We start from the raw sequence: 24266 nt of genomic DNA, 5'->3' as shown, positions 1-24266 counted from the left end.
GCGTACGTGTCGTGGTGGAGAGCCTCGACCTGCTGTGCTGAGCCGACCTCATGGCCGACGGCCGTCCGCAGGCAGGTCCTTCGCCTCGGCGAGCATCGGCTCGATCGGGGGGAGTCAGGGCCACACGGTCACATCTACGCGCGACCATCCCCGCTCGCGCTGGGCGGACCCTACTGGGCCCAAGGTCAGGTCCGTGCTTGTGGGGAGGTTCGGCTACGGGCAGGCAGGGGGACGACGGTGGCGCCGCTGCGCAGGGCGCCGTTTTCGAGGGTGAGTTGGCGGATGGCTTCCTCGTACAGGGCGAGGGTTCGGCGCAGGTCTGCGTTCTCCTGCCGCAGCCGGCGGAGGTTCTCCTCCTTCGCCGCGGCGGTCTGTGGCCGGTCCGTGTGCAACCCGGCGCGGGGCACGGGGATCCGGGGCCGGAAGTGGGTGTCGATCAGGTCGGCGTAGTGGCGGTGGAAGGTGGCGTGGGGAATGCCGAGATGCCGCTCGATGGCGGTCACGGTCGGCCGCCGTCCGCTCACCGACGCCTCGTCCAGGACGGTGTCGATAGCAGCCTTGACGGTGTCGGCGTCGGGCAGGGCACGTTTCACGGCGGGGACTCCGGGGCGTGTCGGGCGAGGAAGACGGCAGTGTCGCGGCGCTGGGCTTCGAGGCGGTGGCGGACGTAGGGGGCGAGGCGATCACCTTCGGCGAGGGCGGTGTCCAGCGAGGCGAGGTGGTCGGTCACGGCGGAGCGGTTGGTGGGGGTGAGGGCGGCGTTGCGGCAGGCCAGCGGCTGGCAGTCGGCCAGGGCCGGCGTATCGGTGGGGCCGGTTGGGGTGTGGCACAGGGCCCGGTCGGGGTTGTAGACGCAGGTGATGAAGGTGCCCGGGTACAGGTGCGGGTCGTGTCGGGCGAGGATGCGGCGCAGCCGAGCCTCGTCCGTGACGACCTGGCCGTCGAAGACGGTGTGGCGGGCGAACTCGGCGAGCCGCTCTTCGGCCTCCGCGCCCGCCGGGCCGGTCAGTGCCAGCCGGTCGTTGTCGGTGCTCATGCCGACGAGGTACTGGCCGCGGGCGAGGGCTTGTTCTGCCTCGACCTCGTCGCGGAAGCCGGAGTCGCTGGTGCCGGCGTAGCCCTCGAACATCTGGATGCCCTGGTGGCGGTACTGCAGGGCGCCGGCGATGGTGCCGCCCGGTCGGCGGGCGATGAACCAAGCCAGGGTGCGGCGGAACTGCCGGGTGGTCAGATGCGGGATCTGCCCTTTGACCTGGGGAATGCTGTCCGGGCGGTGGTGTGCGGCGCAGTAGGTGTTGATCCAGGTGATCAGTGCTGCCAGGTCGCGGTTCGTGGTGTTGCTGTTCGGCACATGGTGCGCGTCCTGGCGCTGTCGGTGGCTGGGTGAGCTGGGCGGTTTGGCGAACAGGTAGGACTGGCCCTGCGGCTGGAGGCGCTCGAGGACCGCGACGGCGCGGGCGACGGGGGCGGTGACGACCCAGGTGGCCTTGGCGCCGTGGGCGTCTTCGCCCTTGAAGGCCAGGCTGCTGAGCCGGTATCGGTAGATCTGGCCGTCCGGGTCACGCTGCACGCTGACGCAGCCGCGCTGAAGGTGCTTGATCTCCGAATCGCGCATGCCAGAGAGGTAGGCGATCACGGTCCAGCAGGACACCTGCAAAAGCCGCTCCAGCCGGGCCGCCTCGTAGTACGAGATGCGCTGTAGCCAAGGGCTGCCCTCCAGCCGGCCTTGGACAACGTGGGTGAGGGGGCAGTCGGTGTCCACGCCGAGCTCGCGGGCAGCCTCGGCGATCATTCTCCGGGACGCTGCGCCCTTTGCGAGTCGGCGCTCGGGAAAACCCACCAGCCGGGCCAGGTAGCTGCTGCTCGGGGAGGTCTCGGGATGGTGACGTGCAAGGGCCAGGTTCGGCGGGGCCGCGGGCAGCGGCTGCCCGCGGCGGCGGTAGTCGTCCAGCAGGGCGTGGAGTGCCGCCAGCGGATCGGGCCGGGCCGTTATGGACAGGGTTTGATGCTGTCCGTTGTCCAGCCAGCCGGACAGCATCATGTGACCACACATTGTCGCTCTGCTGGGCGGCCGTCAGTGATGGCTGCACTACCAAGTGCCGGCTGGCCCCGGCACCCACGGCGTTAAGCAGCGCATACCCTGGTTGAAGTCGAGGAAGGGCTGGGCGAGTGGGTGTCGGGGTACGCCGTCCGACGATCCGGGACGTGGCGAAGCTCAGCGGGGTCTCCGTGGCCACGGTCAGCTATGTGCTGAACGGCAAGGAGTCCCAGACGATCAGCGAGGAGACGAAGCGACGCGTGGCCGCGGCGGTCGCCGAGCTCGGCTATGTGCGCAACCCTGTGGGTACCGCTCTGCGCCGCGGGCATTCGAACGTTGTCCTGTTGGTCCTCGACCCGACCTTCGTCGGGGATGTCAGCGAGCGTTGGAACGGCGCGGTCGTCGATTCTTTGTCCGGCCTCGGCTACACCGTCGTCACGCACACCCTGCTGCAGGAGGCAGAGGCGGTGAAAGTGGTCGCGGCATTGCAGCCTGTCGGTGTCGCGTTGTTCGCCTTCGTCACGGCACGCACCTGTGAGGAGATGCGTGCCGCCGGAGCCCGGCACGTCTTCGGATTCCCCGCCGTCGAGACCGATCCGGAGGCGGCGGACCGGCCCTGGGAGCGGGCAATCGGCTGCGCCCAGGTGGCCCACCTGGCGGACCGCGGTTTCCAAACGGTCCACTACGCGCTTCCTGAGCCTTCGAGCCGACGCGTGGTGGCCGAGCACCGGCTGAAGGGCGTACGGGAGGAGTGCGAGCGGCGGGGGATGCCGCAGCCCGTGGTTTTCACTCTGCCGCTCGACCGGCCCCGCGCCGTGACGGCCCTGTCGGCACTGGCCCGGACGCCGGGCGCGGCGATCTGCGCGGCCGACGACCGCCATGGACTTGCCGTATTGGCCGCGGCCGCGGATCTCGGCTGGCGGGTCCCGGCGGATGTGGCGGTCATCGGGGCCGAGGACACCGTGGAAGGCCGCTTGGCACTGCCCGCGCTCACCACGACACGCCTGGTCGATTCCGACCGTCTCGCAGGTGTGCATACCTGGCTGGAGGCGGAGCTGAACGGTCAGCAGACGCCGCTCGGCCGCACAATCTGGGAGAGTGCGGCTTCGGCTGAGGTCGTTGTCCGCCTGTCCACGTGAACAAGCCAGCCAAGCATCGGGCCCGGGCCCGCCAACGGGGCGGGCATCGGGCCCGATGCCCGGTCAGGACGCGTGGAAGACGTGCGTCCCGGCCCGCACGCGGTAGGTGACGTAACCGTCCGTCCGCTCCACGACGGTCGCCCCCCGGCTCGCGGTGACGCCTCGTGTTCCGTCCGTCAGGGGGACGCGGACGTCGGCCGGCGTCCCCGCGGGCACCTTCACGGTGAGGATCAGACCACCTCTCTCCTGGCGCCAGCCGGCGCTGACCTCACCGCGCGGGGTGGCCACCTGGGCGGAGGCGTACCGCAGGCCGTCCGGCACGACCGGAGCGACGAGCACCTTGGCATAGCCGGGAGCAGCCGCCTGGATACCCGCCAGATGCTGGTAGAACCAATCGTCCACGGTGCCCAGGAACGGATGGTTCATCGAGAGGTCCTTCTTGGTCATAGACCAGGTCTCCCACGAGGTGGTGGCGCCCTGCTTCACCCAGTAGCCCCAGCTGGGGTAGTCGCTCTGGGCGGCGATCTTGTAAGCGAGGTCGGCGCGACCGTTCTCGGTCAGGACCGGCAGCAGCAGCTTGGTGCCGATGGCCCCGGTGTTGAGGTGGTTGCCTCGCTCGGTGACGTCCTTGACGAGATTGGCGAAGACCGCGTCCCGGTGTTCTTCGGGCACCAGGCCGTAGGCCAGGGCCACCAGGTTGGACGTCTGGCGGTAGCCGGCGTCCACGTTCGTGCGGTAGACGCCCGCGTCGGCGTCGAGGAAGGTCTCGTTGAACTTCTCGGCGAGGGCGTCGGCCATGGCGTCGAACCGGGCGGCATCCGCCGAGTTCCCGAGTTCCTTCGCGATCCGGGCCAGGAGGCGGGCCTCGTGGAAGAGGTCGGCGTTGGCGGTCAGCAGGGAGCCCTCCGGTGGCCTGAGCGCCACCGTGGCGGCGTTCTCCGCGCCGGGCGGCGACCAGTCGCCGAAGGAGAAGCCGGTGTAGAGACCGCCCATCTTGGCGAGGGCGGCGCCCATCAGGTCGAGCCAGCGCGCCATGGCCTGGTAGTTGTCGGACAGGACAGCGGTATCGCCGTAGTGCTGGTAGTGGGTCCATGTAGAAGAGATCAACGTGCCCGACCAGGACGGGTCGTTGAACAGGGGTAGGCCGCCGGGGTCCGGGGCGATGATCGGCAGGCTGCCGTCGGCCCGCTGGGATTCCCGGAACGTCCGCAGCCACTGGCGGTACAGGCCCTGGACATCGAAGTTGAGGGCTGCTGAGTCGAGGTAGAGGTAGGCGTCGGCGGTCCAGCCCTGCCGGTCCCGCCAGGGGGTGTCGGTGGGAATGCCCCACATGTTGTCCAGCAGCGACGCACGCTGGTTGGCGTGGATCTGGTTCAGCAGCGGGTTGGCGCTGTCGAAGCGGCCGGTCGAGGCCACCGCGGTGTGCGCGACGCGGGCCTCGATCCCGAACGAGGTCAGCGGTGTTGAGATGGAGACCTCGACGTAGCGGAAACCGTGCCGGGTGAAGCTGGGTTCCCACGTCTGCACCCCCTTGCCGCCCAGGGTGTAGGTGTCCAGGTGGCTGACCGCTGCAGGTCCGAGCATGCCCGACTGGTACACGGTGCCGCCGTCGTTGAGCTGCTCGCCGTAGATGAGGGTCACCGTCGTTCCGGGTGCGCCGCTGACCGTGATGCGCGCCCAGCCGGCCGTCGTGCGGCCGAAGTCGTAGACCCGGGTGCCGGTCTTCAGCTGCGTGGAACTGACGGGGCCGAAGGTGTCGGTGACCTTGACCGGGGGCATGTCGGCGGGCACCACCTGCTGGGTGGGCGCCGGCTGCACGTGCGCGTCTTCCCACCCTGAGTCGTCGTAGTCGGGGCTGGTCCAGCCGGGTCTGGCCCGGCGGGCGTCATAGTGTTCGCCGAAGTACAGCGCGTCGAGGGTCGGCCCGTCGGTGATCTTCCACGTGTCGTCGCTGACGACCCGGCGCCGGGTGCCGTCGCTGAAGACGATGTCCAACTGGGCCAGAAGCCGGGGCTCTTGCGTCCATGGGGCCTTTGACAGGCCGAATATCGTGGCCGGAGTGGTCGACGGGGTGCTGAGGTAGCCGCGGCCCAAGGTGACGGCAAGGGCGTTGTCTCCGCCGCGCAGCGCCTTCGTGACGTCGAACGTGCGCGAGTACGCGGTCTGGCCGTAAGCCGACGGCGGCGGATCCAGGACCTGGTCACCGACCCGGTGGCCGTTGATCCACGCCTCGTAGTAGCCCAGTCCGACGATGCTGAACTCCGCTCGTGCGACGCGCTTGCCGAGCCCGAACCTCCGGCGCAGCAGCGGCGCGGGGTTCTGCTTGCCCAGCTCGGGTGCCACCGGCGGGGTGTCCCGCCCGATCCACTGCGCCGTCCAGCCGTCCTCGGCACCGACGGCCGTGGCCGACGGGGCGCCGGAAAGCGCGGCGCTGCGTGCGGGGTTCATCATGCCGAGCACTACGGCCGCGGCTGCGGCACCCACTACCTGCCGACGCGTGGCCGACCTGTTGAGAGGCATGCCATTCCCTCCTTGTCAGTGAACCCGCCGGGCAGGGCCGCGTGGCACGCGAGGGCCCGCAGCGCTCCGCCGAGTTGGAACGTTTCGGCGCACGCTAGTGAGGAGGCGCATTTCGAGTCAATAGGCGTACTTAAACGTTTCTAACTGGTCTTAGATGGCTGATCGCCTGCCTTTTTCCTGCGCTGCGAAGGGCCGGTGACCGGCCACATCGCTCTCGACAGCTCCACCTCATGAATCGATTCATTCACATGCAGAGACATGTGGGGCGGCGGTCCCGGAACCGACCGACAGGCGGAAGCCGACTCCTCGTACCGCCTGGATGGTCAGGGCATCGCCGAACTTGTGCCGTAGAGCGGAGACATGGGTGTCGAGCGTCTTGGTGGAACCGAACCAGTTGACGTCCCAGACTGCAGCCATGATCGTCTCGCGCGTCATCAGCACGTCCGGCTGCTGCGCGAGGAAGGCGAGCAGGGCGAACTCCCGGGGCGGCAGTGCGACTTCGGTCCCGTCGAGGAAGGCCCGGTGGGCCTGGCGGTCGATGACCACCCGGCCGTACCGGTCGGCTGTTCGTCCGGACGCGGGCATGTCGATCACCACGCCGGGCCGGCCGGGTTCGGAAGGTTCCGGAGCGGGCGGCGGGACGCTCACGCGGCGGCGTTGCACCGCGCGCATACGGGCAACCAGTTCCCGCACCTGGAAGGGCTTGACGAGGTAATCATCAGCGCCGAGCTCAAGACCGACGACTTTGTCCGTCTCACTTCCTCTCGCGCTGATCATGATGACGGAGACGTCACTGTCGGCGCACAGCTGTCTGCACACGTCCAGTCCGTCGATGTCCGGCAGTCCCAGATCGAGCAGGACCACGTCCCAGGCGGTTCCGGCGCGCAGGGCCTGCCCTCCGGTGGCCGCCCGCCGCACCGTGTGGCCGTAACGCTTCAGGCCGCGTTCGAGCGGTACGGCGATGGCGGGGTCGTCCTCAACGAGAAGTACGTGCATGTCAGTTCCTCGCGGTTCTTCATTCGGTGGGGGGCTGGCAAGGAAGGGGCGTCCAGGGTTAGGGGAGGGCGTACGAGTCCGGATTCGTAGGCGCAGATCACGGCCTGGACGCGGGCGCGGGCTCCGATCTTGGTGAGGATGCTGCGGACGTGGGATTTCACGGTGGTCGTGGCGATGGAGAGCTGCGCGGCGATCTCCGCGTTGGACCGGCCGGCGGCCACCGCCCTCAGGACGTCACGTTCACGTTCGGTGAGGACTTCCAACTGACACTTGGGCATAGGGGGTTCGGGGCGGGGGTCGTGACAGACGACGTGGATGAGGGTGCGGGCCAGGCGCGGCGAGACGATGGCGCCCCCGGCGGCCACGGTGAACAGGGCCGCGATCAGTTCGCCGGGAGTGGTGGTGGCGGGGAGGAATCCGTCGGCTCCGGCGCGCAGGACCTCGTGGGCGTGCTCGTCGCGGTCCTGTGAGCTCAAGACGAGGACATGGGGCGGTGCGAAGCCTGGGATACGGGTCTGTCTGAGGCGGCGGACGGTCGTGGTGACGTCGGTGGGCGGCAGGCCGCTGCCCAGCAGAACGACGTCCGGACGCAGACGCTCGTGCATACGGGCCGTCTCGGTGCCGGTGGTCGCCTCGCCGACGATGGCCAGGTCGGGTTGGGCGACGAGATGAGTGCGCAGGCCGAGGCGGTGCAGGGCGTGGGGGTCGGTGAGGAGAACAGTGATCATGCCGGACTGCTCCAGTGTGGGGGGTTCACCGGGGTGACGGGAGCGGTGTGCGGAATGCGTGGGTGGTCCGGTCGGCCCCCGGCGCCGAGGCGTTGTGCGCACGTGGCTCCGGGGGCGTCGACGTGGGGTCAGACGGGGACGGGCTGGTGCCGGTCGTCGTTGTCCGGTCCCGAACCCGTATGCGGGGAAGGTGAATGGGCGAGTTTCTCGCCCTCCACATCCACGTTCGGCAGGATCTTGTCGAGCCAGGCGGGCAGCCACCAGGCGGACTTGCCGAGCAGGGCCAGGACGGCTGGCACGATGGCCATGCGGACGACGAAGGCGTCGAAGAGGACGGCGACGGCGAGGCCGAAGCCGATCGTCTTGATCATGGCCCCGGCCGCGCCGATGAAGCCGGAGAAGACGGCGATCATGATGACGGCGGCGGCGGTGACCACGCGCCCGCCGTCGCGGAAGCCGGTGAGGACGGCCTGTGCCGGTCCTTCGCCGTGGACGTACGCCTCCCGCATGCGGGTGACCAGGAAGACCTCGTAGTCCATGGCCAGCCCGAAGACGATGCCGACCATGAAGATCGGCATCAGGCTCATGATGGGCCCGGTCTCCTCCACGCCGATCGCGCCCGCGAGCCAACCCCACTGGAACACAGCGACGACGGCGCCGAGGGCGGCTAGGACGGAGAGCAGGAAGCCGAGGGCGGCCTTGAGCGGGACGAGGAGCGAGCGGAAGACGGCCATCAGAAGCATGAAGGCGAGTCCGACGACCAGCACCAGGTACGGGATGAGGGAGTCGTTGACCTTCTGGGAGAAGTCGATGTTCACCGCGGTCTGACCGGTGACAAGCAGCTTCGCTCCGGTGTCCTTCTCGATGGCCGAGCCGGTGTCCCGGATGTGCTCGACCAGTTTCTCGGTGGCCTCGGAGGCCGGCTTGGACGACGGGACGGTGGTGATGATCGCGGTGTTGCCGGCCTGATTGAAGCGGGCCGGGGCGACGGCGGCCACGTCATCGAGCTTGCCGATCCTGCTGGCCACCTCCGCAACAGCCGTCTTCGGCGCGCCGCTGTGAGCGGCGTCGACCACGACGACGAGGGGGCCGTTGAAGCCGACGCCGAAGCCCTCGGAGAGCAGGTCGTAGGCGCGGCGCTGGGTGGTGTCAGTGGGCTGGGCACCGTCGTCGGGCAGGCCCAGGGTCATGGAGGCCGACGGGATGGCGATCACACCGAGGCCGACGACGCCGGCCAGCAGGACGGCGACGGGACGCCGCAGCACGAACCGTGCCCAGCGCACACCCATCGGGGTCTTCTCCGCGCCGTTCGCCTCGGCGGGCTTCTTCTTGCCGGACCTCTGCCTGGACAGCACCCGGTCGCCGGCGAAGCCGAGCATGGCGGGTACGAGAGTGACGGCGATGATCACCGCGATGGTGACGGATCCGGCGGCGGCCAGGCCCATCTTGGTCAGCATCGGGATGTGGACCACGGCGAGACCGGCAAGCGCGATGATCACGGTCAGGCCGGCGAAGACCACCGCGGATCCGGCGGTGCCCGTGGCGCGGGCGGCCGCCTCCTCTTTGGGGTGTCCTTCGGCGAGTTCGGAGCGGTAGCGGGAGACGATGAACAACGCGTAGTCAATGCCGACCGCGAGCCCCAGCATCAGGGCCAACACCCCTGCGTTGTCCCCGAGTTCGAGGGGCGAGTTCAGCGCGGCGAGGGTGAGGAAGCCAATACCGACGCCGATGAGGGCGGTCAGCAGCGACAGTCCGGCGGCGACCAGGGAACCGAAGGTGACGACCAGGACAACCGCCGCGACGATCACACCGACGACCTCGGCGGCCGCACCGTGCGACGCCACCTTGACGGCGTTTCCGCCCGCTTCCACAGTCAGCCCCGACTCTCGCGCCTGCTCCACGGTCTTGTCGAGCGCATCGTGGGAGTCGGCGTCTACCTCGGCCGCGGTCACCTTGTAGGTGACGGAGATGTACGCGGTCAAGCCGTCCTTGCTGACGGCTCCGGCGGTGTAGGGGTCGACGGCGGAGGCGACCTGGTCGGAGCCGCTCGCGATCTCCTTGGTCACCTTCTGCACTTCGGCCTTGTTGGCCGGGGTGGCCATCGTCTGGCCCTCGGGGGCCTTGAAGACGATCCGGGCGGTGGCGCCGTCCGAACTGGAGCCGGGGAAACGCTCGTCCAGCAGGTCGAACGCCTTCTGGGACTCCGCCCCAGGCAGCGTGAAGGGCAGCGCCTTCGTGGCCGGCGCGCTGAGAGCGGCGATGACCGCCGCGCCCAGCAGGGCCAGCCAGACGAGGAGGACGACAGGGCGTCGCCGGAAGGAGGTCCGCCCCAGTCTGTACAGGAATGTTGCCATGAGCTTGCTCTCTCGGTCAGTCGTTGGGATCGCCCGTCAGGGCATGAGGGCGTGTGGGGGTGGCCCGACGACGTGAGCGGCGCGCGTCAGGTGGGGGAAGTGTTCAATTGCGCAGGCACGCGGGGGAGAAAGAAAGGTGCCTCGATCACGCGGCCGTCGCCGGCGGATGGGGCGCAAGAGCCCGACGGCATGGGGAGGCCGAGGGCGGGAGGCGAGTGTGATGCGCGCCCTACGCCGGGGAAGACCGGTGCGTGACGGCCCGAACGGGGCCGGTCAGATGCCGAGAGCGGGGAAAACCAGTGCTTCCACGTTCCGCCTGACATCGTCCTGAGTCATCGCCTCGCAGCTGAGCAGCGGACGGGCGACAGCAAGACTGCACAGCATCGGCGGAACGAGAGCCAACGCCGGGTTGTCCGGGGCGACCTCGCCTCGGCGGACGCCGCGCTGGAGGATGGCATGGATGTCATCGAGGATGGGGTTGATCATCACCTCCCTCAGGGCTTGGCGGAGCTCGGGGTTGTCGAAGATGGCGTGGCTCAGTCCCAGCTGCAGGGCAATGTCCTGCGCGAGCTCTTTGTTGTGGGAGTGGTCGGCCAGGGCGTACAGATCGCCGCGCAGCGAGCCGGTGTCGATCGTATCGATCCGCACGGGCCTGAGGTACTTCACGGCGGCAACGACCAGCTGTGGCTTGCCTCCCCAGTCGCGGTAGAGGGTGGCCTTGCTGAACCGCGCCTTGGTGGCCACGGCCTCCATCGACAGCGCGTCGTATCCGACTGTGCGCAGGAGATCGAGCACAGTGTCATAGAGCTGGGCCGCACGCAAAGGGGTGAAACGACTGCGGGCAGCCATCGATTGTTCCGCCATGCCCCGCCTCCCCCTTCGCAAAACGCTACCGTTTTCTGGACGCCTTCAGCCTAGCCAGGCCCTTGAGAAAACGGCACCGTTTTCTATGTGCCCTGGGTCACATTTCATGACGTGGGAGCAAACCCTCTCGGCCCTCCCGGCGCTTGCCGTTAACGGGCGCTCGTCGCCACCGCGATGACGGCGATCAGCCTCTCGTCGGCGCTGATACCCACGTCGTCCGTGTGCCGAGAGACGAGCACGGCCAGCATGGCGCGCCGGCTTGTCCTTCAGGTGGTTGTAGACGGTGTTACGCGCAACGCCGGTCTACTCGGAGACGCTCGACGGGGTGCTGTCGCGGGTCACGGGACGAATGCCGGTCGCCTGCCCCTGGTCGCAGACAGCCATACGCTGACGGCTGGTGGGCCCGACCCCCGGCGCCGGTGTCGTAGTCCATCCCCCTTCCGGTCCAGCGCCCTGCCGGGGGGTGTGCGGCGGTGCGAAGGTCTCGGTGTCGGTCGAAGCAATCGGATGGGGAACGTGCAGCTGCGGAATTTGGACCTGAATCTCCTGATGGCTCTTGACGCGCTGTTGCGGCAGCGCAGCGTGAGCAAGGCCGCGCAGGAGATGGGAGTGGGGCAGCCGGCCATGTCGGCGTCCCTGGCACGGCTTCGCCGGCATTTCGGTGACGAACTGCTCGCCAGGGCGGGCAACCAGTACCTGCTGACGCCGCTGGCGGCGGAACTGCGGGAGCGCACCTGGATGGCGATCGCCGGGGCTGAGCGGGTGTTCGGTCTGCAGCGGGAGTTCGATCCGGCGTCGACGCCCCGAGACTTCTCCCTGATGGTCAGTGACTACGCCGAAACAGTGCTCGCCACGGCGGTGGTCGACCGGCTGGCACGGGAGGCGCCTCGGGCTCGCCTACGGTTGATCGGCAACGTCGTACAGCCCTTGGACCGGGCCGACGCCAGGATGCTGAGCACCGACCTGGTCATCATGCCGCACGGCTTCGTCACCGACCTTCATTCCCAAGCCCTGTACGACGACGAGTGGGTCTGCCTGGTGGCCGCCGACAACGAGGCGGTCGGGGAGGTCCTGCCCATGGAACACCTGCAGGCACTGCCGTGGGTGGCCACCTTCCACAGCTCGGTCGGCACCACACACGGCATGGCGGAACTGCGGGTCAAGGGCATCGAACCGCACGTACAGGTGGTCACGGATCACTTCCTCACCGTCCCCGGGCACGTAGCCGGCAGCAACAGAATCGCTCTGCTGCAAAGGCGGCTCCTGCATCTGATGCCGCACCGGGAGGACGTGCGTGTGCTGCCCTGCCCCGTCGACGCCGGGCCGTTGTCCGTGGCGATGTGGTGGCATCCGGTATACGACGACGATCCTGTCCACACGTGGTTCCGGGATGTCGTCCTGCGTGCCGCCCACGAGATCAGCGGCCGGTAGCGGCCGATCCACAGCTCATCGATCCGATCGATAAGCCACATCGCTGATCGTGAGTTCCCCGCGAACCAGGCTCTTTTTACAGTGCCGTCATCTCCCCCAGCCTGGCCCCTCAAGGAGGGTCGATGACGATTCCCCGTGTTGCAGCCCCGAGAGGTCGCCCGGGAGTGAAGCGATGAGCGCTGTGCGGAAGGTTCTTGTCCAAGGTGGCGGCATCGGCGGGCTGACACTGGCCACGGCTCTGGCCCGGCGCGGGATCGAGGTGGACGTCGCGGAGGCCACTGGCCCTGGGTCTGTCCTCGGCGTCGGTCTCAATCAGCCGAACAACGCGTTGGCCGCCCTGGAAGAAATCGGCGTCCGCGAGGCCTGCCTGGAAGTCGGGTTCCCGTTCGAGACGTTGACCATATGGAACACGCCGGGCCTTGAGGTAGCCGCCGTCCCTCCTCCGGAGGGACGTTATGGCAAACCGTCGAACAACGCGATCAGCAGACCGCTGTACAGCGGCATCCTGCGCACGGCCGCCGAGAAGGCCGGCGCAAACATCATCACCGGCGTCACCGTCCGGGAAATGGCCGAACACAGCACCGGCATCGACGTCGAGCTTGCGACCTGGACCGGCAAGCACGGTGCGGCGTTGCGCCGAAAAGGCGCGCCGAGCAGTCGTTACGACTTGGTGGTGGGCTTCGACGGCGTCCGCTCCCGCATCCGCGCGCACTTGTTCGCGGACACCTACACACCGACGTTCACCGGGTTCGCCAACTGGCGAGTCAAGATGCCCCGGCCTGCCGATCTCAACCAGATCCGCTTCGTCATGGACAAGGACGTCAAGGCCGTCCTGACGCCCATCAGCGCCGACGAGATGTACATCGCCCTGGTCACCCCGGAACCGGGCAATCCGCGTCACCACCCAGCGGACTTCCTTCGACTCGTCCACGAACGCATGCGCGGCTTCTCAGGGCCCCTGGGGGCGCTGCGGGATTCCATCACCGGCGCTCACGAGATCAACTACACCCCCCTGGAGCACGTCACGGTCCGCGAGCCGTGGTACCGCGGCCGGGTCGCGATCGCCGGGGACGCCGCCCACACCAGCCCTCCTCATCTGGCCCAGGGGGCTGCCATGGCGGTCGAGGACGCCGTCACCCTGGCCACCGCATTGGCGGAGCACTCCGCTCTGCCCGTGGCTCTGGACGCGTGGTACGCCAGGCGCCGAGACCGTGCGTTGTTCGTCGCCGACATGTCCCTGGCTCTGCTCAAGCAGGAGATGAGGGCTGACATGACACCCGACGAACAAGAAATGGTGAAGCTCGGCATACCGGGAGCACAGGCGCGACTCGCTCAGGAGGCTTACTGACGCGCCTCCGTCCTACCTGACGCAGAGAGCCATCCGGCCCTCAACCGGTGTTCTCACTCCGCGAGCCTGCCCCTGCGACGTTCTGATGCGGGTGACTCCCTCCTGGATGCCGCGATCATGCGATGTCCAGGATGCCTCCGCAGCGCACGGTGCCAAGGATCGTCCCTCGGTGGTGGCCGAGAGCAGGGCGGCGCTGGTGGAGGCCGGGGTCACCCGACTGGTCGACCTTCCGCACAACGACCTGGTACAGCTCGCCGCCCATGTCCTGCGCACCGGCGCTCTGGCGATCACCGTTCTCGGTGACGACCTCCCCGCCACGCGGATCTACGATTCCCCCGCCTTCCGCGTCGTGCCGCTCGACGAACCCGCAATGGGCCTGCGAGCCGGGCTCGCCTGGCGCAAGACCGCCGAGGAACACGTGCCGGGCCTCCGAGACGTGCTCGCCGCACTGAAGGAGCGCTATGAGGACGAACCCGTGACCTCGTGAACCGGCACCGCCCCGGGGCCGGTTCCGGGCGCAGAACCGGGCCCTTCCTGCAAGTCCCTCAGCGGCCCACCCACCGCGGCTTGCGCTTGGCATCCAGGACCTCGCCGGGCCCGGTGACCTCGGTGGCCAGGCCCCAGCGATGCGCCTCCTCCGCACCCATCCGGCGGCCCGTGGGGAGCATCACGTCGGCGACCTCAGGCGGCAGCGCCCGCAGCAGCCGGGCGGCCTCGCCCCCGTCGGCCGCCAGTGGAGTTGCGCCGAGCGTGGGTCACTTGTCGCCGACGGCGGTTTCACTGTCGGGGAGCGGGCCTTCCTGGTCGGCTGCGGTGGTGGTGCAGATTCCGGTCTCGACATCGCACCAGCCGTCGTCCGGGCCGGTCTCGATGAATTCCAGTGGCGACGGGATGGAGGGGGTGTCAGCCATGGACGTGCTCCCACGCCTGCTCGATGGCGTCGGTGTACTGAGCGATACTCGTCGTACCGGAAAGGGCGAACCTGTTGCCGAGGACGGTGAAGGGCACTCCGCGGGCACCGAGGGCGGCGGCGGCCGCGTGGTCGGCCCGTACGGCGTCGGCGTAGCGGTCCGAGGCAAGAACGCAGCGGATCTCGTTCGCGGGGACGCCCAGGTTCACGCCGAGGCGGATCAGCGTGTCGTGCCCGAAGGCGTCGGGGTTGCCGCCGAACAGCTCGTCCTGCATCGCCGCCATGTACGGCCGCCCGACGCCGTGTTCGTTGCCGAGGTGGACCAGGCGCAGCATGTCGAGGGTGTTGCGCACCGGTCGGTCGAGGGCATAGGGCAGGCCGTCGGCGGCGGCCTGCCCCGCCACGTCTTTCTCCATGGCACGCGCCTGGTCGGGCGTCACCCCATACCTCTTGACCCGGTACTCCGGGATCCAGCTGATCTCGGTGGGGACGTTCGGGTCGAGCTGCCAGGTGTGAATCTTCAGGTCGATGTCGGCCGCGTGCGGGGACTGCGCGACCGCGGTGCTCAGACGATGCTCGCCGACGTAGCACCAGGGGCAGAGCACGTCTGCCCACACGTCGATCGTCAGTCGGGGGGATGTCATGTCGGTGCGCTGCCTTCCGGGAACCGAACGTCAACTGCTGTGGACCCCGGGGATGTCCTGTGATCAGGAGCAATTCCCGGGACCGGGGGTCAGGCCGTCGCCAGGACGGCGACGGCGTGCTGAGTGTCGAGGTACTCCCGGATGCGGAAGATCTTGTTGTCCCGCACCTGGAGGACGAAGACCAGGCGCTGGTCGTAGACCTTTCCGGCGGCGGAGACGCCGCGGCTTTCGACCTCCGCCACAACCCGGTCATCCTGGGCCGTGATGGACGTGACCTTGATGTCCAGTCCGTTCGGCATGATCTGTCCGACCCGGCCCAGCATCTCGATGACCTCGGCCTTGCTGTGGTTGCCGGCGGAGGGGTACTGGTCGGGTTTGCCCGACACCCACCACACCACCTGCTCGTCCAGCAGGGCGAATGCCGCTTCCGCGTCGCCCGCGGCGAAGCTGTTGAAATACCGCAGCACCACAGCGGTGTTGTCGGTTTCACTCATGACGCGTACTCCTTGCCCGCTTTTCCAGATCCGAAGGACCGCGGCCTCTACTTGAGCGCGATGGGGGTGATGGGGGACCCGACCGAGCCGGTGATCTTGAGGCCGGGGGCGCACAGGAGGAACTCCCAGACGCCGTCCTGGGCACAGTCGGCGGCCAGGGCCTCAAAGTCCCACATCTCGCCGAGGGTCAGGCCCATGTCCCGGATCGCGACCTGGTGGAAAGGTGCGTAGGTGCCCTCGATCGGGGACGGGTAGACCTCGACGGCCCAGTTGTCCACGGCGACGGCAGCGACCTCTCGGTCGTACAGCCAGCGCAGGGTGTCCAAGCCGAGGCCGGCCTCGTTCTCGCCCATGTAGTGGTCGCGGTCTCCCTCGGCGAACCAGCGGTGCCACCCGGTGCGCACGCAGAGGATGTCACCGGACTCCACGTGCACGCCCTGGCGTTCCTCGGCTGCCGTCAGGTCGGCGGCGGTGATCTCGTAGGAGTCCGCCAGGCGGTCGACGCCCTTGAGTGCGGCGATGTCCAGGAGCACCCCGCGCGAGATGGGGCGTCCGGCCACCTTGTCGAAGGAGTCCTTCGAAGCGCCCGTGAAGTTGTTCACCGCGGCGGCCGGCACGTTGTTGTAGAAGTGGCCGCCGTATCCCATGTGGGCGAGGCCGTCCCACTGGGTGGCCGCCTGAAGGCTCATGACCACCAGGTCGTCGGTGCCGAACATGCCGTCCGGGGCGCCGGCGCTGTCCGAGGGCAGCAGGGTCATCAGGTGCTGGGGGTTGTTGCGGAAGGTGTTCGGGCCGGCCGGGCCCTCCTTGCCGAACGACATGCCCAGGTCGAACGTCTTGCCTGTCCTGATGAGCTGGGCCGAGGCGACGCGCTTGGCGGGCGTGATGAAGTTCAGGGTGCCGATCTCGTCGTCGTCGCCCCACCGTCCCCAGTTGCTCAGTTCCTTGCCGAGTGCGTGATGCGACCAGGTCGTGGTGTCGTTCATGAGTTTCTCCTCAAGAGGGCTTTGCAGCCGTGGTGTTGTGGTGGTGGTCAGATCTGGGTGTGGCCGCCGTCGACGACGAGGTCGGATCCGGTGGTGTAGCGGTTGTCGTCGGCGGCGAGGAACAGCACGGCTGCCGCGATCTCCTCTGGCCGGCCCAGGCGGCGCAGGGGGACCATGGCCGCGAGGGCGGCGCGCAGGGCGTCCGGGTCGTCCTGCGTGTCGATGATCGGGGTGTCGATGGGTCCTGGGCTGACCGTGTTAACCCGGATCCCGCGGCCCTTCAGCTCACTCGCCCACGTGCGGGCGAAGGAGCGGATGGCGGCCTTTGTGGCGCTGTAGACGGTGCGCTCCGCCGCGCCGTTCAGGTGTCCGGCGGATGCCATCAGGACGACGGAGCCGTTGTCGTTGAGCAGCGGCAACGCCTTCTGCACGGTGAAGAACGTGCCCCGGGCGTTGACGGAGAAGATCCGGTCGAAGTGCTCCGGCGTGGCCTGGGCCAGGGTGGCCTGCTCACCGCGGCCGGCGTTGGCGACGAGGACGTCGACCCCTCCCCGCTCCTGCTTGACCTGCCGCCACAGACGGTCGAGATCTTCCAGACGGGAGATGTCGACCTGTACGGCGGTGACATCGCCGCCGATCCGAGCCTGGGCCTCGGCCAGTTCCTCGGCGTCGAGGCCGGTGATGTAGACCTGGGCGCCCTCGGCGACAAACGTCCGGGCGGTCGCCAGGCCGATCCCGCTGCTTCCGCCGGTGATGACCGTGGTCTTGCCGTCCAGCTTGCCCATGAGAGCCACCCACCTTTCCTTGTAGCGATCGCTAAAGCGGTGAACAGCTACACTGTAACGACCGCTAAAGCGATCGTGCAACCGGGTGCCCGAAGGCCCGGGAAGGGAGGAGAACGTCATGCCCAGAGGCGGTAAGCGCGCCTTCGATGAGGAGGCCGCGCTGGACGTGGCGCTGGAACTGTTCTGGCGCCAGGGCTACGAGGCCACCTCGATCGCCGACCTGACCGAGGCCATGGACATCCGCCCGCCCAGCCTCTATGCGGCCTTCGGCAACAAACAGCAGCTCTTCGAGAAGGTCCTGGACCGCTATGCCCATGCCCGCTCGCCGCTGTCCCGCGACGCGCTGGCCCAGCCCACCGCGCGCGACGTCGCGCTACGGCTGCTCACCGGCCTGGTCGACGCCTACACCACACCGGGCAAGCCCCGCGGCTGCCTGACCGTGCAGGCGGGACTGGCCTCCGGCGAGGACGGCCGCGCGATCGTGGAGGTGCTCAAGGCCGCACGCGACGACTACCGGCGGGCCGTACAGGACCGATTCGAGAAGGCCGTGGCGGACGGGGACCTGCCGGCCGGCACCGACTGTAAGACCTTGGCCCGCTTCCTCATGGCCACCGCCGAAGGCCTCGCCGTCAACGCCGCCTCCGACGCGCCCCGCGAGGAACTGATGGCCGCCGCCGTCCTCGCCGCCCAGGTGGTACCCGCCAACTGACAGGCACGCGGGCCACAGTTCGCGTCCGTTCCCGACATCGACAAGCGCGTGCGGGTAGGCCCGTAGGCGTCGGTGTCCCGTCCCGGCCGGCGCATGGCCCCCCTCCCGCGCAAAAGCGCCGCACCTGGTCAGGGGGATGGGGCGAGGCCCGACCGACGGTGGCGAATCGGAGCCGACGACCCGCATACGCCGAGAGGGCGGCAATGAACTCCGTCACGATTCACGCTGGCGTTGTGCGGGCTTGGCACAGCGGGGTTCCGGCTACGGGAGAGTCCGAAGCCATGACCTGCATGGATGAACGGCCCGCCGTGAGGATGGCGGATAGCCGGCACGCATGTTCCCGCCGTCCCCCCAGACATGGCGCGCCGGACACAGCGCCACTAGGCCACTATTTCGCCTGCTATACGGACATACTTCTGCCGTCGGTCCGAGCTGGGAGATCCGTGGAGGCGAAAACGTGGCCACGCTGTACGTGAAGGTCTACGAGGGCAATGTCCCGCCTAAGTCTCTAGGCGGAGGAGTCGTCGTCTACGCGGAGCCCAACATGCGGGGGGCCTACCGCCACTTGGCCATCGGCCGTTACGACACCGAGGCTCTGGGAGCCCTGAACGACACCATCAGCTCCATGGCCGTCGACCAGGGTTTCCGGGTGACCCTGTACGAGGACGCCGGATTCTCTGGCCGCAGCACCGTCGTCACGGCCGACACCATGGCCTTGGCTGCGGATGTCGACGGCACGACGTCCTCGCTGGTCGTCGAGGAGATCTGAGGGGCGTTCGCGGGGACACTGCAGACCAGTAAGTTGGCGGTCGCGGCGGTACAAGACATCGCCCTGGTGACTCAGCGCGATCACACAAGTGGTGCCAGAGCCCGTTCTCATGAGCAGAGCCAGCGGGCAGACGGCCAACAGCCCTGCACAGGCTCTGGTAGGGCGTGTGCAGGGCCGCCGCGTCAACCGCTCGTCAACTGGCCGAGGCGGGTCCGGATCTCCGCCGCCGACACCTTGATGGCCTGGTCGAGGCCTGCCTCCACCTCCGGGGCGAGCGCGGGGGCGCCGACCAGTGTCGCGGTGACGCCCTGCGGGCCGGGCTGGGCGGCCACGGTGCGCCGGTGGGTGAAGGTGTCGAAGCCGGTCCTGCCGCCGTACGCCCCGGATCCGGAGCCGCCGACCCCGCCGAAGGGGGCGTTGCTGAGGGCGGCGTGCAGGAGGCCGTCGTTGCGGGTGACGCCGCCGGAGGTCGTACCGTCCAGGAAGCGCCGGAAGTCCTCGCTGTCCTCGCCGTACCAGTACGCGGCCAGCGGTGCCGAGCGGGCGTTGATGTACGCGACGGGCTCGGCGGGGTCGGCGTAAGCGTAGATCACCAGCACCGGCCCGAAGATCTCCTCCCGGGAGATCTCCGCCTCCTCCGGGACGTTCAGCAGCAGCGTCGGCGGGATCAGGCGCAGCTCGCGGGACGGCTCCTCGTTGACCGAGGTGATCTTCCGGGCGCCGTGCGCCTCGGCGTCACGGACGAGGCCCAGGACCCGGTCGAAGTTGCGGTCGTTGACGAGGGAGACCGCGGCCGGGTGGTCGGTGTAGGTGGGGAAGAGGCGGACCAGGGCGGCCCGCAGGCGCTCGGTGAAGTCGTCCAGGTGTTCCCGGGGCACGAAGACGTAGTCGGGGCAGAGGCAGACCTGGCCCCCGTTGCTCATCCTGCTGCCGGCGATGCGCTCGGCGGCCAAGTCCAGGTCGGCGTCCCGGGCGACGACGGCGGGGTTCTTGCCTCCCAGCTCCAGGGTGACGGGGACGAGGTTCGCCGCGGCGGCCTGGCCCACGAGCCTGCCCACCTGGGGGGAGCCGGTGAACAGGATGTGGTCCAGGGGCAGGTCCGAGAACTCCTGGGCGGTCTTCAGATCCCCGCACACCACGGTGACCTCGTCCTCGCCGAGGTACTTGGACACGGCACGGGCGAACACCTCGCCGGTGCGGACGTGGACGTCGGTGAACTTGATGATCACACGGTTGCCGGCGGCCAGCGCGTCCAGGGCCGGGCGGACCGCCAGCCCGACGGGCAGGTTCCACGCGGTGACGATCCCAACGACGCCAAGCGGCTGCTGCTGGACGAAGGCCGGGACCGGGCCCTCGACTGGGACCGGCTTCATCCACTCCTCCAGTCCTTCGCGCAATACCTGCGACTCTCCGAGCAGGCCGAGGACCTCCCCCGCCTTGGTCAGGGCCACCGGCCGCCGGCCGAAGTCCTCTGTCAGGGCGGCGGTGAGCTCGTCGGCGGCATCGAGTACGGCGAGGACCAGCCGGTCGATCCGGCCGCGCCGGACCTCCGCGCTGGGCGGGCCCTCCCGGTGGAAGGCCGCCCGCTGCAGTTCGACGAGCCGGTCGAGTTCCTCACGGCTGACGTGGGCGGGGGTGGGGTTGGTAAGACCTGTGGACATGCGAACTGGCTCCTCGAAGGGGGTCGTTGACTTTTAGCCGGCTGCCGGGACGCCGATGAGCCGTGGCGAGTCCTCCCACCGCCGGTCGGCGCCCGCCGGGGCGGGTGCGTAGGGAGCGCTGGCAGGCATGAACTCGCTGGTGGCCGGTGCCATCGGCGGGGCCGCCGGGTGACGGCAGCACTTCGGCGCTGTCGGCGAAGAACCGGCCGCTGACACGTACGGCGAAGGCGACCTCGGCGCCGATCCCGCGCCCTTGAGGCGTCGGGATCCGTGTCATGACTGCCACGGTGCGCCACCGCCCACGGTTTACCCAGAGCCCCGCCGATCCTGGGGGTGACAGGACCAGGTTCGGCGCGACAGGCGGCCGTACCGTGGAGGGCATGGTGAACGACAACGCCCTCGGCGAGTACCTACGGGCCCGCCGTGAGCAGATCGGCCCTGAGGATGTCGGTCTCGCCTCGTCCGGACGGCGCCGGGTGCCCGGCCTGCGCCGGGAGGAACTGGCCCTGCTCGCCGGTATCAGCGCCGACTACTACCTGCGCCTGGAACAGGGCCGTGACCGCAACCCCTCCGCGCAGGTCCTCGACGCCCTCGCCCGCGCCCTGCACCTCGACGGGGATGCCAACGCCCACCTGCACCGTCTCGCCCGCCCGGAGCGCTCCCGACGGCGCCCGGCGCCCCGCCGCCCGGAACGCGCCCCCGACGGCATCCGGCAGCTCGTCGGCAGCTGGCCGCACACGCCCGCCTACGTCCTCGGCCGCATGATGGACGTGCTCGCCGCCAACCCGCTCGCCCAGGCCCTCACTCCGATCCTCACTCCCGGCACCAACCTGGTCCGCTCCACCTTTCTCGCGCCCGCCTCCGCCGCCACGTACGGGGGCTGGGACGTCAACGCCGAGGGCATGGTCGCCGCACTGCGCGCCCTCGTCGGCCCCGACGTCGACGACCCCACCCTCAACGAGCTCGTCGGCGAGCTGTCCGTACGCAGCGAGCACTTCCGCAAGTTGTGGTCCCGGCACGAGGTCCGCCCCAAGCGCAGTGGGGCCTTCACCTTCGAACACCCTCAGGTCGGTCCCCTCGAACTGCGTCAAGAGAAACTGCTGATCACCGACACCGACCGGCAGACCCTCGTCATCTACCACGCCGAACCCGGCACCCCCACATCCGAGCGCCTCACCCTGCTGGCCGCCCTCGCCTCCACACCGGAGTCCACTCACACCGAACGCGCGGCCCAGGACGTCCAGCGTCCATGAGCTGAGCCTGCACGTCTCCTGCGCTCAGCAGGGGGTGATGCGGTCGAAGGCGATGTCAAGGAGAGGTTCGCCGACATCGGGGGTGGACTCGGCGACGGCCGCGATGGGGTAGGCCATCATGAGCAGTTCCGCCGGTCTCACATCCCCATGGGCGGCGCCATGCTCGCGACCGTCGGTGATCAGTTCGGTGGTCGTTGCCACCAGCGGGTCGTGCCAGCGGCAGACAAGATTCTTGCGCTCGCCGACGGTGTAGAGCGAAGCCGGGGCCGGGCCCCTGCGGGCAGTGCTGTGGTCGATGATTACGCGCAGCCATGCCTTGAGCCCGTGGCCGTTCTGCGTCGTCTCCAACAGCTCGCGGGCGGCGTCGGTCAGTGCCTCGACCTCGGCGGTGTACACCGCGACGAGGAGGGCGTCGCGAGCAGGGAAGTGCCGGTAGAGCGTGGCATTGTCCACGCCCGCGCCGGGCCGACACGCCCATGCGCCGACGGAGACCCGCAGCCCTGCAGCGGGGCCACGTGCGGAGGTGAGGTGACCGACCGGCCGCGGCGGGGACGGGAGTACCCGAACCCGCCCGAGATTCTAGGGCTGTTCAGGAAGGCGCCCCCGGGAGTGCGTTCAGCCAGCTCCGCATGCGGGAGTTGAATCGCTCGGCGTTCTCCTGGTGGAGGAAATGCCCGTTCTTCTCCCACACCTCGACCTTGTCGTACGGCCCCAGTGGGAGTTGGCGCTCCCGGTCGGCGCCCTTGGCGTCGGCGTACACGGCCAGGCGAGGGCAGGTGCGGTCCCGCAGATATCCGGCGGCGTTGCGCCACCGCCCGAGTCCCTCGCTGCCCAACAGCCCGTGGATACAACCGCCGACGACATGGTCCGGCGTGCCGAGTACCCGGCGCCGGTGCCACGCTCTGAGGAATGGCGGTGTACGCGGTGTGTAGAAGGCCCCGCCGAACGCCTCCGCAGCGATCCCGGCGGCTCCCGGTCCGCTCATGGCCTCGACCACGGGATCGGTCAGGTCGTCGGCCGTGTAGACGGGGTCGACAAGAACGAGCGCCCTGACGAGGTCGGGTCGGCGCACGGCGAGCGCGGAGCCCACCACCGCGCCCATGGAGTGGCCCAGCACCAAGACGTGTCCTATGCCCAGCGCTTCGATCAGGGCTGCGGCGTCGTCGGCGAGGGTCTGTGGCAGATAGTCCCCGCGGGGCGCCGACGAACGGCCGTGACCGCGATGGTCGAGGGCGATCACCCGGTATCCCTGCGTCAGGAGGTCGGGGATCTGCCAGCTCCAGTCGTGAGAGTCGCAGGCCCAACCGTGCAACAGCAGCACCGCCGGCCCCGAGCCCTCGTCGGTATGAAAGAGCCGCACGTCGTCGTCCCGGATGAAGAAGGCCATCGTGACGCTCCTTTGCGTAGGGCCAGCTCCCCGGGAGGAGGACCCGTGAACCGATGAACAACCTGGCGAGGTGCATCCTTGCCGCAGGCTGGAGCCCACGTACATGTCCGTTTGCCTGACGCGCACGTGTCCGCAAGGGCAACGTGAAAGGCGCGGGGCGGGGCGGATCCATTCGCGGGCGTCGCACAGCCTGGTCCTGTCACTCCTAGGGTCGGCAGGGCACTGGGTACCGCATGGACGCTCGCCGACCGTTGCTGGCATGACACTCATCAACACACCGTTCGGACTCCGCACCACCGCTGCCGAGGTCGTCGCCGGAGTCGACCTGGCAGGAAGGCGGGCAATCATCACCGGTGGCTCCTCCGGGCTCGGATTCGAGACCGCCCGGGCCCTCGCGACCGCCGGCGCCGAGGTCACCCTCGCGGTGCGCGACACGACGGCCGGAGAGCGGGCCGCAGCCGACATCACCGCCGACACCGGCAACAAGGACGTCAACATCGCTCAACTGGAGCTGGCCGACCGGACGTCGGTCGCCGCCTTCGTCGCCGCATGGGACGGCCCCCTGCACATCCTCGTCAACAACGCGGGCGTGATGGCGCTGCCGGAACGGGAACTGACTCCGGACGGCTGGGAGAAGCAGTTCGCCGTCAACCACCTGGGGCACTTCGCCCTCGCGGTGGGCCTGCACAGGGCACTCACGGCTGCCGGGGACGCACGGGTCGTCTCGGTCAGCTCCAGCATGCACCTGTCGTCGCCGGTCGTCCTCGACGACCTCCACTTCGCCTTCCGGCCGTACGACCCGATGCTCGCCTACGGACAGTCGAAGACCGCCAACATCCTCTTCGCCGTCGGCGCCGCCGCGCGCTGGGCCGACGACGGGATCTCCGTCAACGCAGCCTCGCCGGGCACCGCCATGACCAACCTCTTCCGCAACGTGCCACGGTCACAGGGCATGGGCGAGATGCTCAAGGGCGTCAAGGATCTGATCAAGACGGCGACGCAGGGCGCGGCCACCCCGGTCCTGGCCGCCGCGTCGCCGCTGTTGGAGGGCGTCAGCGGCCGGTACTTCGCGGACTGCGCCGAGGCGGTGCCCGTAACCAGCCCGCCGTCGATGACCACGCAAGCCGCTGAGCACATGAACGCCGTCGCCCCCTACGCCCTCGACCCGGCCGGCGCCGACCGGCTGTGGGAGGAGTCCCTGCGGCTCACCGGCGCGCGGTGATCAGGGCGCACGCAACACCGACAGGACC

24 protein-coding genes are annotated in these 24266 nt (G+C 69.1%); 8 read left to right on the top strand and 16 right to left on the bottom strand.

Features of this window, described 5'->3' with window-relative positions; genetic code table 11:
* Positions 1–185 precede the first annotated feature (185 nt).
* Together ACFULQ_RS05035 and ACFULQ_RS05030 are read right to left on the bottom strand one after the other, a co-directional pair.
* Positions 186–593 carry a hypothetical protein gene (locus tag ACFULQ_RS05035; RefSeq protein WP_383538299.1) on the bottom strand — a complete coding sequence of 136 codons (408 nt, stop codon included), beginning with the start codon at positions 591–593 and terminating at the stop codon, positions 186–188.
* Complete coding sequence (locus ACFULQ_RS05030; protein ID WP_383538297.1) at positions 590–2041, bottom strand: hypothetical protein; 1452 nt, start codon at positions 2039–2041, stop codon at positions 590–592. Before ACFULQ_RS05030 ends, ACFULQ_RS05035 begins: the two co-directional genes overlap by 4 nt.
* A 164-nt stretch (positions 2042–2205) precedes the next feature.
* On the opposite strand from ACFULQ_RS05030, the gene ACFULQ_RS05025 reads away from it, so the two are divergent.
* Positions 2206–3177, top strand: a complete 972-nt coding sequence (locus ACFULQ_RS05025) for a LacI family DNA-binding transcriptional regulator (RefSeq protein WP_383538294.1) — start codon at positions 2206–2208, stop codon at positions 3175–3177.
* Positions 3178–3240: 63 nt separating this feature from the next.
* On the opposite strand, the gene ACFULQ_RS05020 is transcribed toward ACFULQ_RS05025, so the two are convergent.
* The 5 genes from ACFULQ_RS05020 to ACFULQ_RS05000 all read right to left on the bottom strand — a co-directional run bounded on the left by ACFULQ_RS05020 (position 3241) and on the right by ACFULQ_RS05000 (position 10639).
* Positions 3241–5697 (bottom strand): family 78 glycoside hydrolase catalytic domain, encoded by a 2457-nt coding sequence (locus ACFULQ_RS05020; protein WP_383538292.1) that lies wholly within the window; start codon positions 5695–5697, stop codon positions 3241–3243.
* 240 nt (positions 5698–5937) lie between these two features.
* The gene (locus ACFULQ_RS05015; RefSeq protein ID WP_383538288.1) at positions 5938–6693 is read right to left on the bottom strand and encodes a response regulator transcription factor; all 756 of its coding nucleotides are present in this window, start codon (positions 6691–6693) and stop codon (positions 5938–5940) included.
* Positions 6633–7421 (bottom strand): LuxR C-terminal-related transcriptional regulator, encoded by a 789-nt coding sequence (locus ACFULQ_RS05010; protein WP_383538285.1) that lies wholly within the window; start codon positions 7419–7421, stop codon positions 6633–6635. The genes ACFULQ_RS05015 and ACFULQ_RS05010 overlap by 61 nt, the downstream gene beginning before the upstream one ends.
* Positions 7422–7549: 128 nt before the next feature.
* A complete protein-coding gene (locus tag ACFULQ_RS05005; RefSeq protein WP_383538282.1) occupies positions 7550–9775 on the bottom strand; it encodes an MMPL family transporter in 2226 nt (741 codons plus the stop codon).
* A gap of 273 nt (positions 9776–10048) precedes the next feature.
* The gene (locus ACFULQ_RS05000; protein ID WP_383538280.1) at positions 10049–10639 is read right to left on the bottom strand and encodes a TetR/AcrR family transcriptional regulator; all 591 of its coding nucleotides are present in this window, start codon (positions 10637–10639) and stop codon (positions 10049–10051) included.
* A 549-nt stretch (positions 10640–11188) separates the two neighbouring features.
* Between ACFULQ_RS05000 and ACFULQ_RS04995 the strand changes: the two genes are divergently transcribed.
* The 3 genes from ACFULQ_RS04995 (at position 11189) to ACFULQ_RS04985 (ending at position 13905) form a co-directional block, all read left to right on the top strand.
* Complete coding sequence (locus ACFULQ_RS04995; protein WP_383538278.1) at positions 11189–12070, top strand: LysR family transcriptional regulator; 882 nt, start codon at positions 11189–11191, stop codon at positions 12068–12070.
* A gap of 172 nt (positions 12071–12242) precedes the next feature.
* Positions 12243–13418, top strand: a complete 1176-nt coding sequence (locus ACFULQ_RS04990) for an FAD-dependent monooxygenase (protein ID WP_383538276.1) — start codon at positions 12243–12245, stop codon at positions 13416–13418.
* A 172-nt stretch (positions 13419–13590) separates the two neighbouring features.
* A complete protein-coding gene (locus ACFULQ_RS04985) occupies positions 13591–13905 on the top strand; it encodes a hypothetical protein (RefSeq protein WP_383538273.1) in 315 nt (104 codons plus the stop codon).
* A gap of 58 nt (positions 13906–13963) precedes the next feature.
* On the opposite strand, the gene ACFULQ_RS04980 is transcribed toward ACFULQ_RS04985, so the two are convergent.
* From ACFULQ_RS04980 to ACFULQ_RS04955, 6 genes are all read right to left on the bottom strand, one after another.
* Positions 13964–14152, bottom strand: coding sequence for an enoyl-CoA hydratase-related protein (locus ACFULQ_RS04980; RefSeq protein WP_383538456.1), 189 nt, complete (start codon positions 14150–14152; stop codon positions 13964–13966).
* A 21-nt stretch (positions 14153–14173) separates the two neighbouring features.
* Positions 14174–14329, bottom strand: coding sequence for a hypothetical protein (locus ACFULQ_RS04975; RefSeq protein ID WP_383538271.1), 156 nt, complete (start codon positions 14327–14329; stop codon positions 14174–14176).
* Complete coding sequence (locus ACFULQ_RS04970; RefSeq protein WP_383538269.1) at positions 14322–14972, bottom strand: DsbA family protein; 651 nt, start codon at positions 14970–14972, stop codon at positions 14322–14324. Before ACFULQ_RS04970 ends, ACFULQ_RS04975 begins: the two co-directional genes overlap by 8 nt.
* Before the next feature lie 89 nt (positions 14973–15061).
* A complete protein-coding gene (locus ACFULQ_RS04965) occupies positions 15062–15466 on the bottom strand; it encodes a nuclear transport factor 2 family protein (RefSeq protein WP_383538266.1) in 405 nt (134 codons plus the stop codon).
* Positions 15467–15513: 47 nt separating this feature from the next.
* The gene (locus ACFULQ_RS04960) at positions 15514–16452 is read right to left on the bottom strand and encodes a cyclase family protein (protein WP_383538263.1); all 939 of its coding nucleotides are present in this window, start codon (positions 16450–16452) and stop codon (positions 15514–15516) included.
* Between the two features lie 47 nt (positions 16453–16499).
* Positions 16500–17237, bottom strand: a complete 738-nt coding sequence (locus ACFULQ_RS04955) for an SDR family NAD(P)-dependent oxidoreductase (protein WP_383538260.1) — start codon at positions 17235–17237, stop codon at positions 16500–16502.
* A gap of 118 nt (positions 17238–17355) precedes the next feature.
* On the opposite strand from ACFULQ_RS04955, the gene ACFULQ_RS04950 reads away from it, so the two are divergent.
* Together ACFULQ_RS04950 and ACFULQ_RS04945 are read left to right on the top strand one after the other, a co-directional pair.
* A complete protein-coding gene (locus tag ACFULQ_RS04950; protein WP_383538258.1) occupies positions 17356–17946 on the top strand; it encodes a TetR/AcrR family transcriptional regulator in 591 nt (196 codons plus the stop codon).
* Between the two features lie 457 nt (positions 17947–18403).
* Positions 18404–18715 carry a hypothetical protein gene (locus ACFULQ_RS04945; protein ID WP_383538255.1) on the top strand — a complete coding sequence of 104 codons (312 nt, stop codon included), beginning with the start codon at positions 18404–18406 and terminating at the stop codon, positions 18713–18715.
* A 182-nt stretch (positions 18716–18897) separates the two neighbouring features.
* On the opposite strand, the gene ACFULQ_RS04940 is transcribed toward ACFULQ_RS04945, so the two are convergent.
* Positions 18898–20376: an aldehyde dehydrogenase family protein gene (locus tag ACFULQ_RS04940; RefSeq protein WP_383538252.1), complete on the bottom strand. Its 1479-nt coding sequence runs from the start codon at positions 20374–20376 to the stop codon at positions 18898–18900.
* 380 nt (positions 20377–20756) lie between these two features.
* On the opposite strand from ACFULQ_RS04940, the gene ACFULQ_RS04935 reads away from it, so the two are divergent.
* Positions 20757–21629, top strand: a complete 873-nt coding sequence (locus tag ACFULQ_RS04935) for a helix-turn-helix transcriptional regulator (protein WP_383538250.1) — start codon at positions 20757–20759, stop codon at positions 21627–21629.
* Positions 21630–21653: 24 nt separating this feature from the next.
* Here ACFULQ_RS04935 and ACFULQ_RS04930 read toward each other — a convergent pair whose 3' ends face one another.
* Both ACFULQ_RS04930 and ACFULQ_RS04925 read right to left on the bottom strand, forming a co-directional pair.
* Positions 21654–22082: a TetR/AcrR family transcriptional regulator gene (locus ACFULQ_RS04930; protein ID WP_383538247.1), complete on the bottom strand. Its 429-nt coding sequence runs from the start codon at positions 22080–22082 to the stop codon at positions 21654–21656.
* 136 nt (positions 22083–22218) lie between these two features.
* A complete protein-coding gene (locus tag ACFULQ_RS04925) occupies positions 22219–23016 on the bottom strand; it encodes an alpha/beta fold hydrolase (RefSeq protein ID WP_383538245.1) in 798 nt (265 codons plus the stop codon).
* A 259-nt stretch (positions 23017–23275) separates the two neighbouring features.
* On the opposite strand from ACFULQ_RS04925, the gene ACFULQ_RS04920 reads away from it, so the two are divergent.
* Positions 23276–24238: an SDR family NAD(P)-dependent oxidoreductase gene (locus tag ACFULQ_RS04920; RefSeq protein WP_383538242.1), complete on the top strand. Its 963-nt coding sequence runs from the start codon at positions 23276–23278 to the stop codon at positions 24236–24238.
* Positions 24239–24266 lie beyond the last annotated feature (28 nt).

The organism is Streptomyces sp. NPDC057253 (assembly GCF_042669125.1).
Classification (GTDB): Bacteria; Actinomycetota; Actinomycetes; order Streptomycetales; family Streptomycetaceae; genus Streptomyces.
This window is presented reverse-complemented; position numbering and strand designations above follow the sequence as displayed.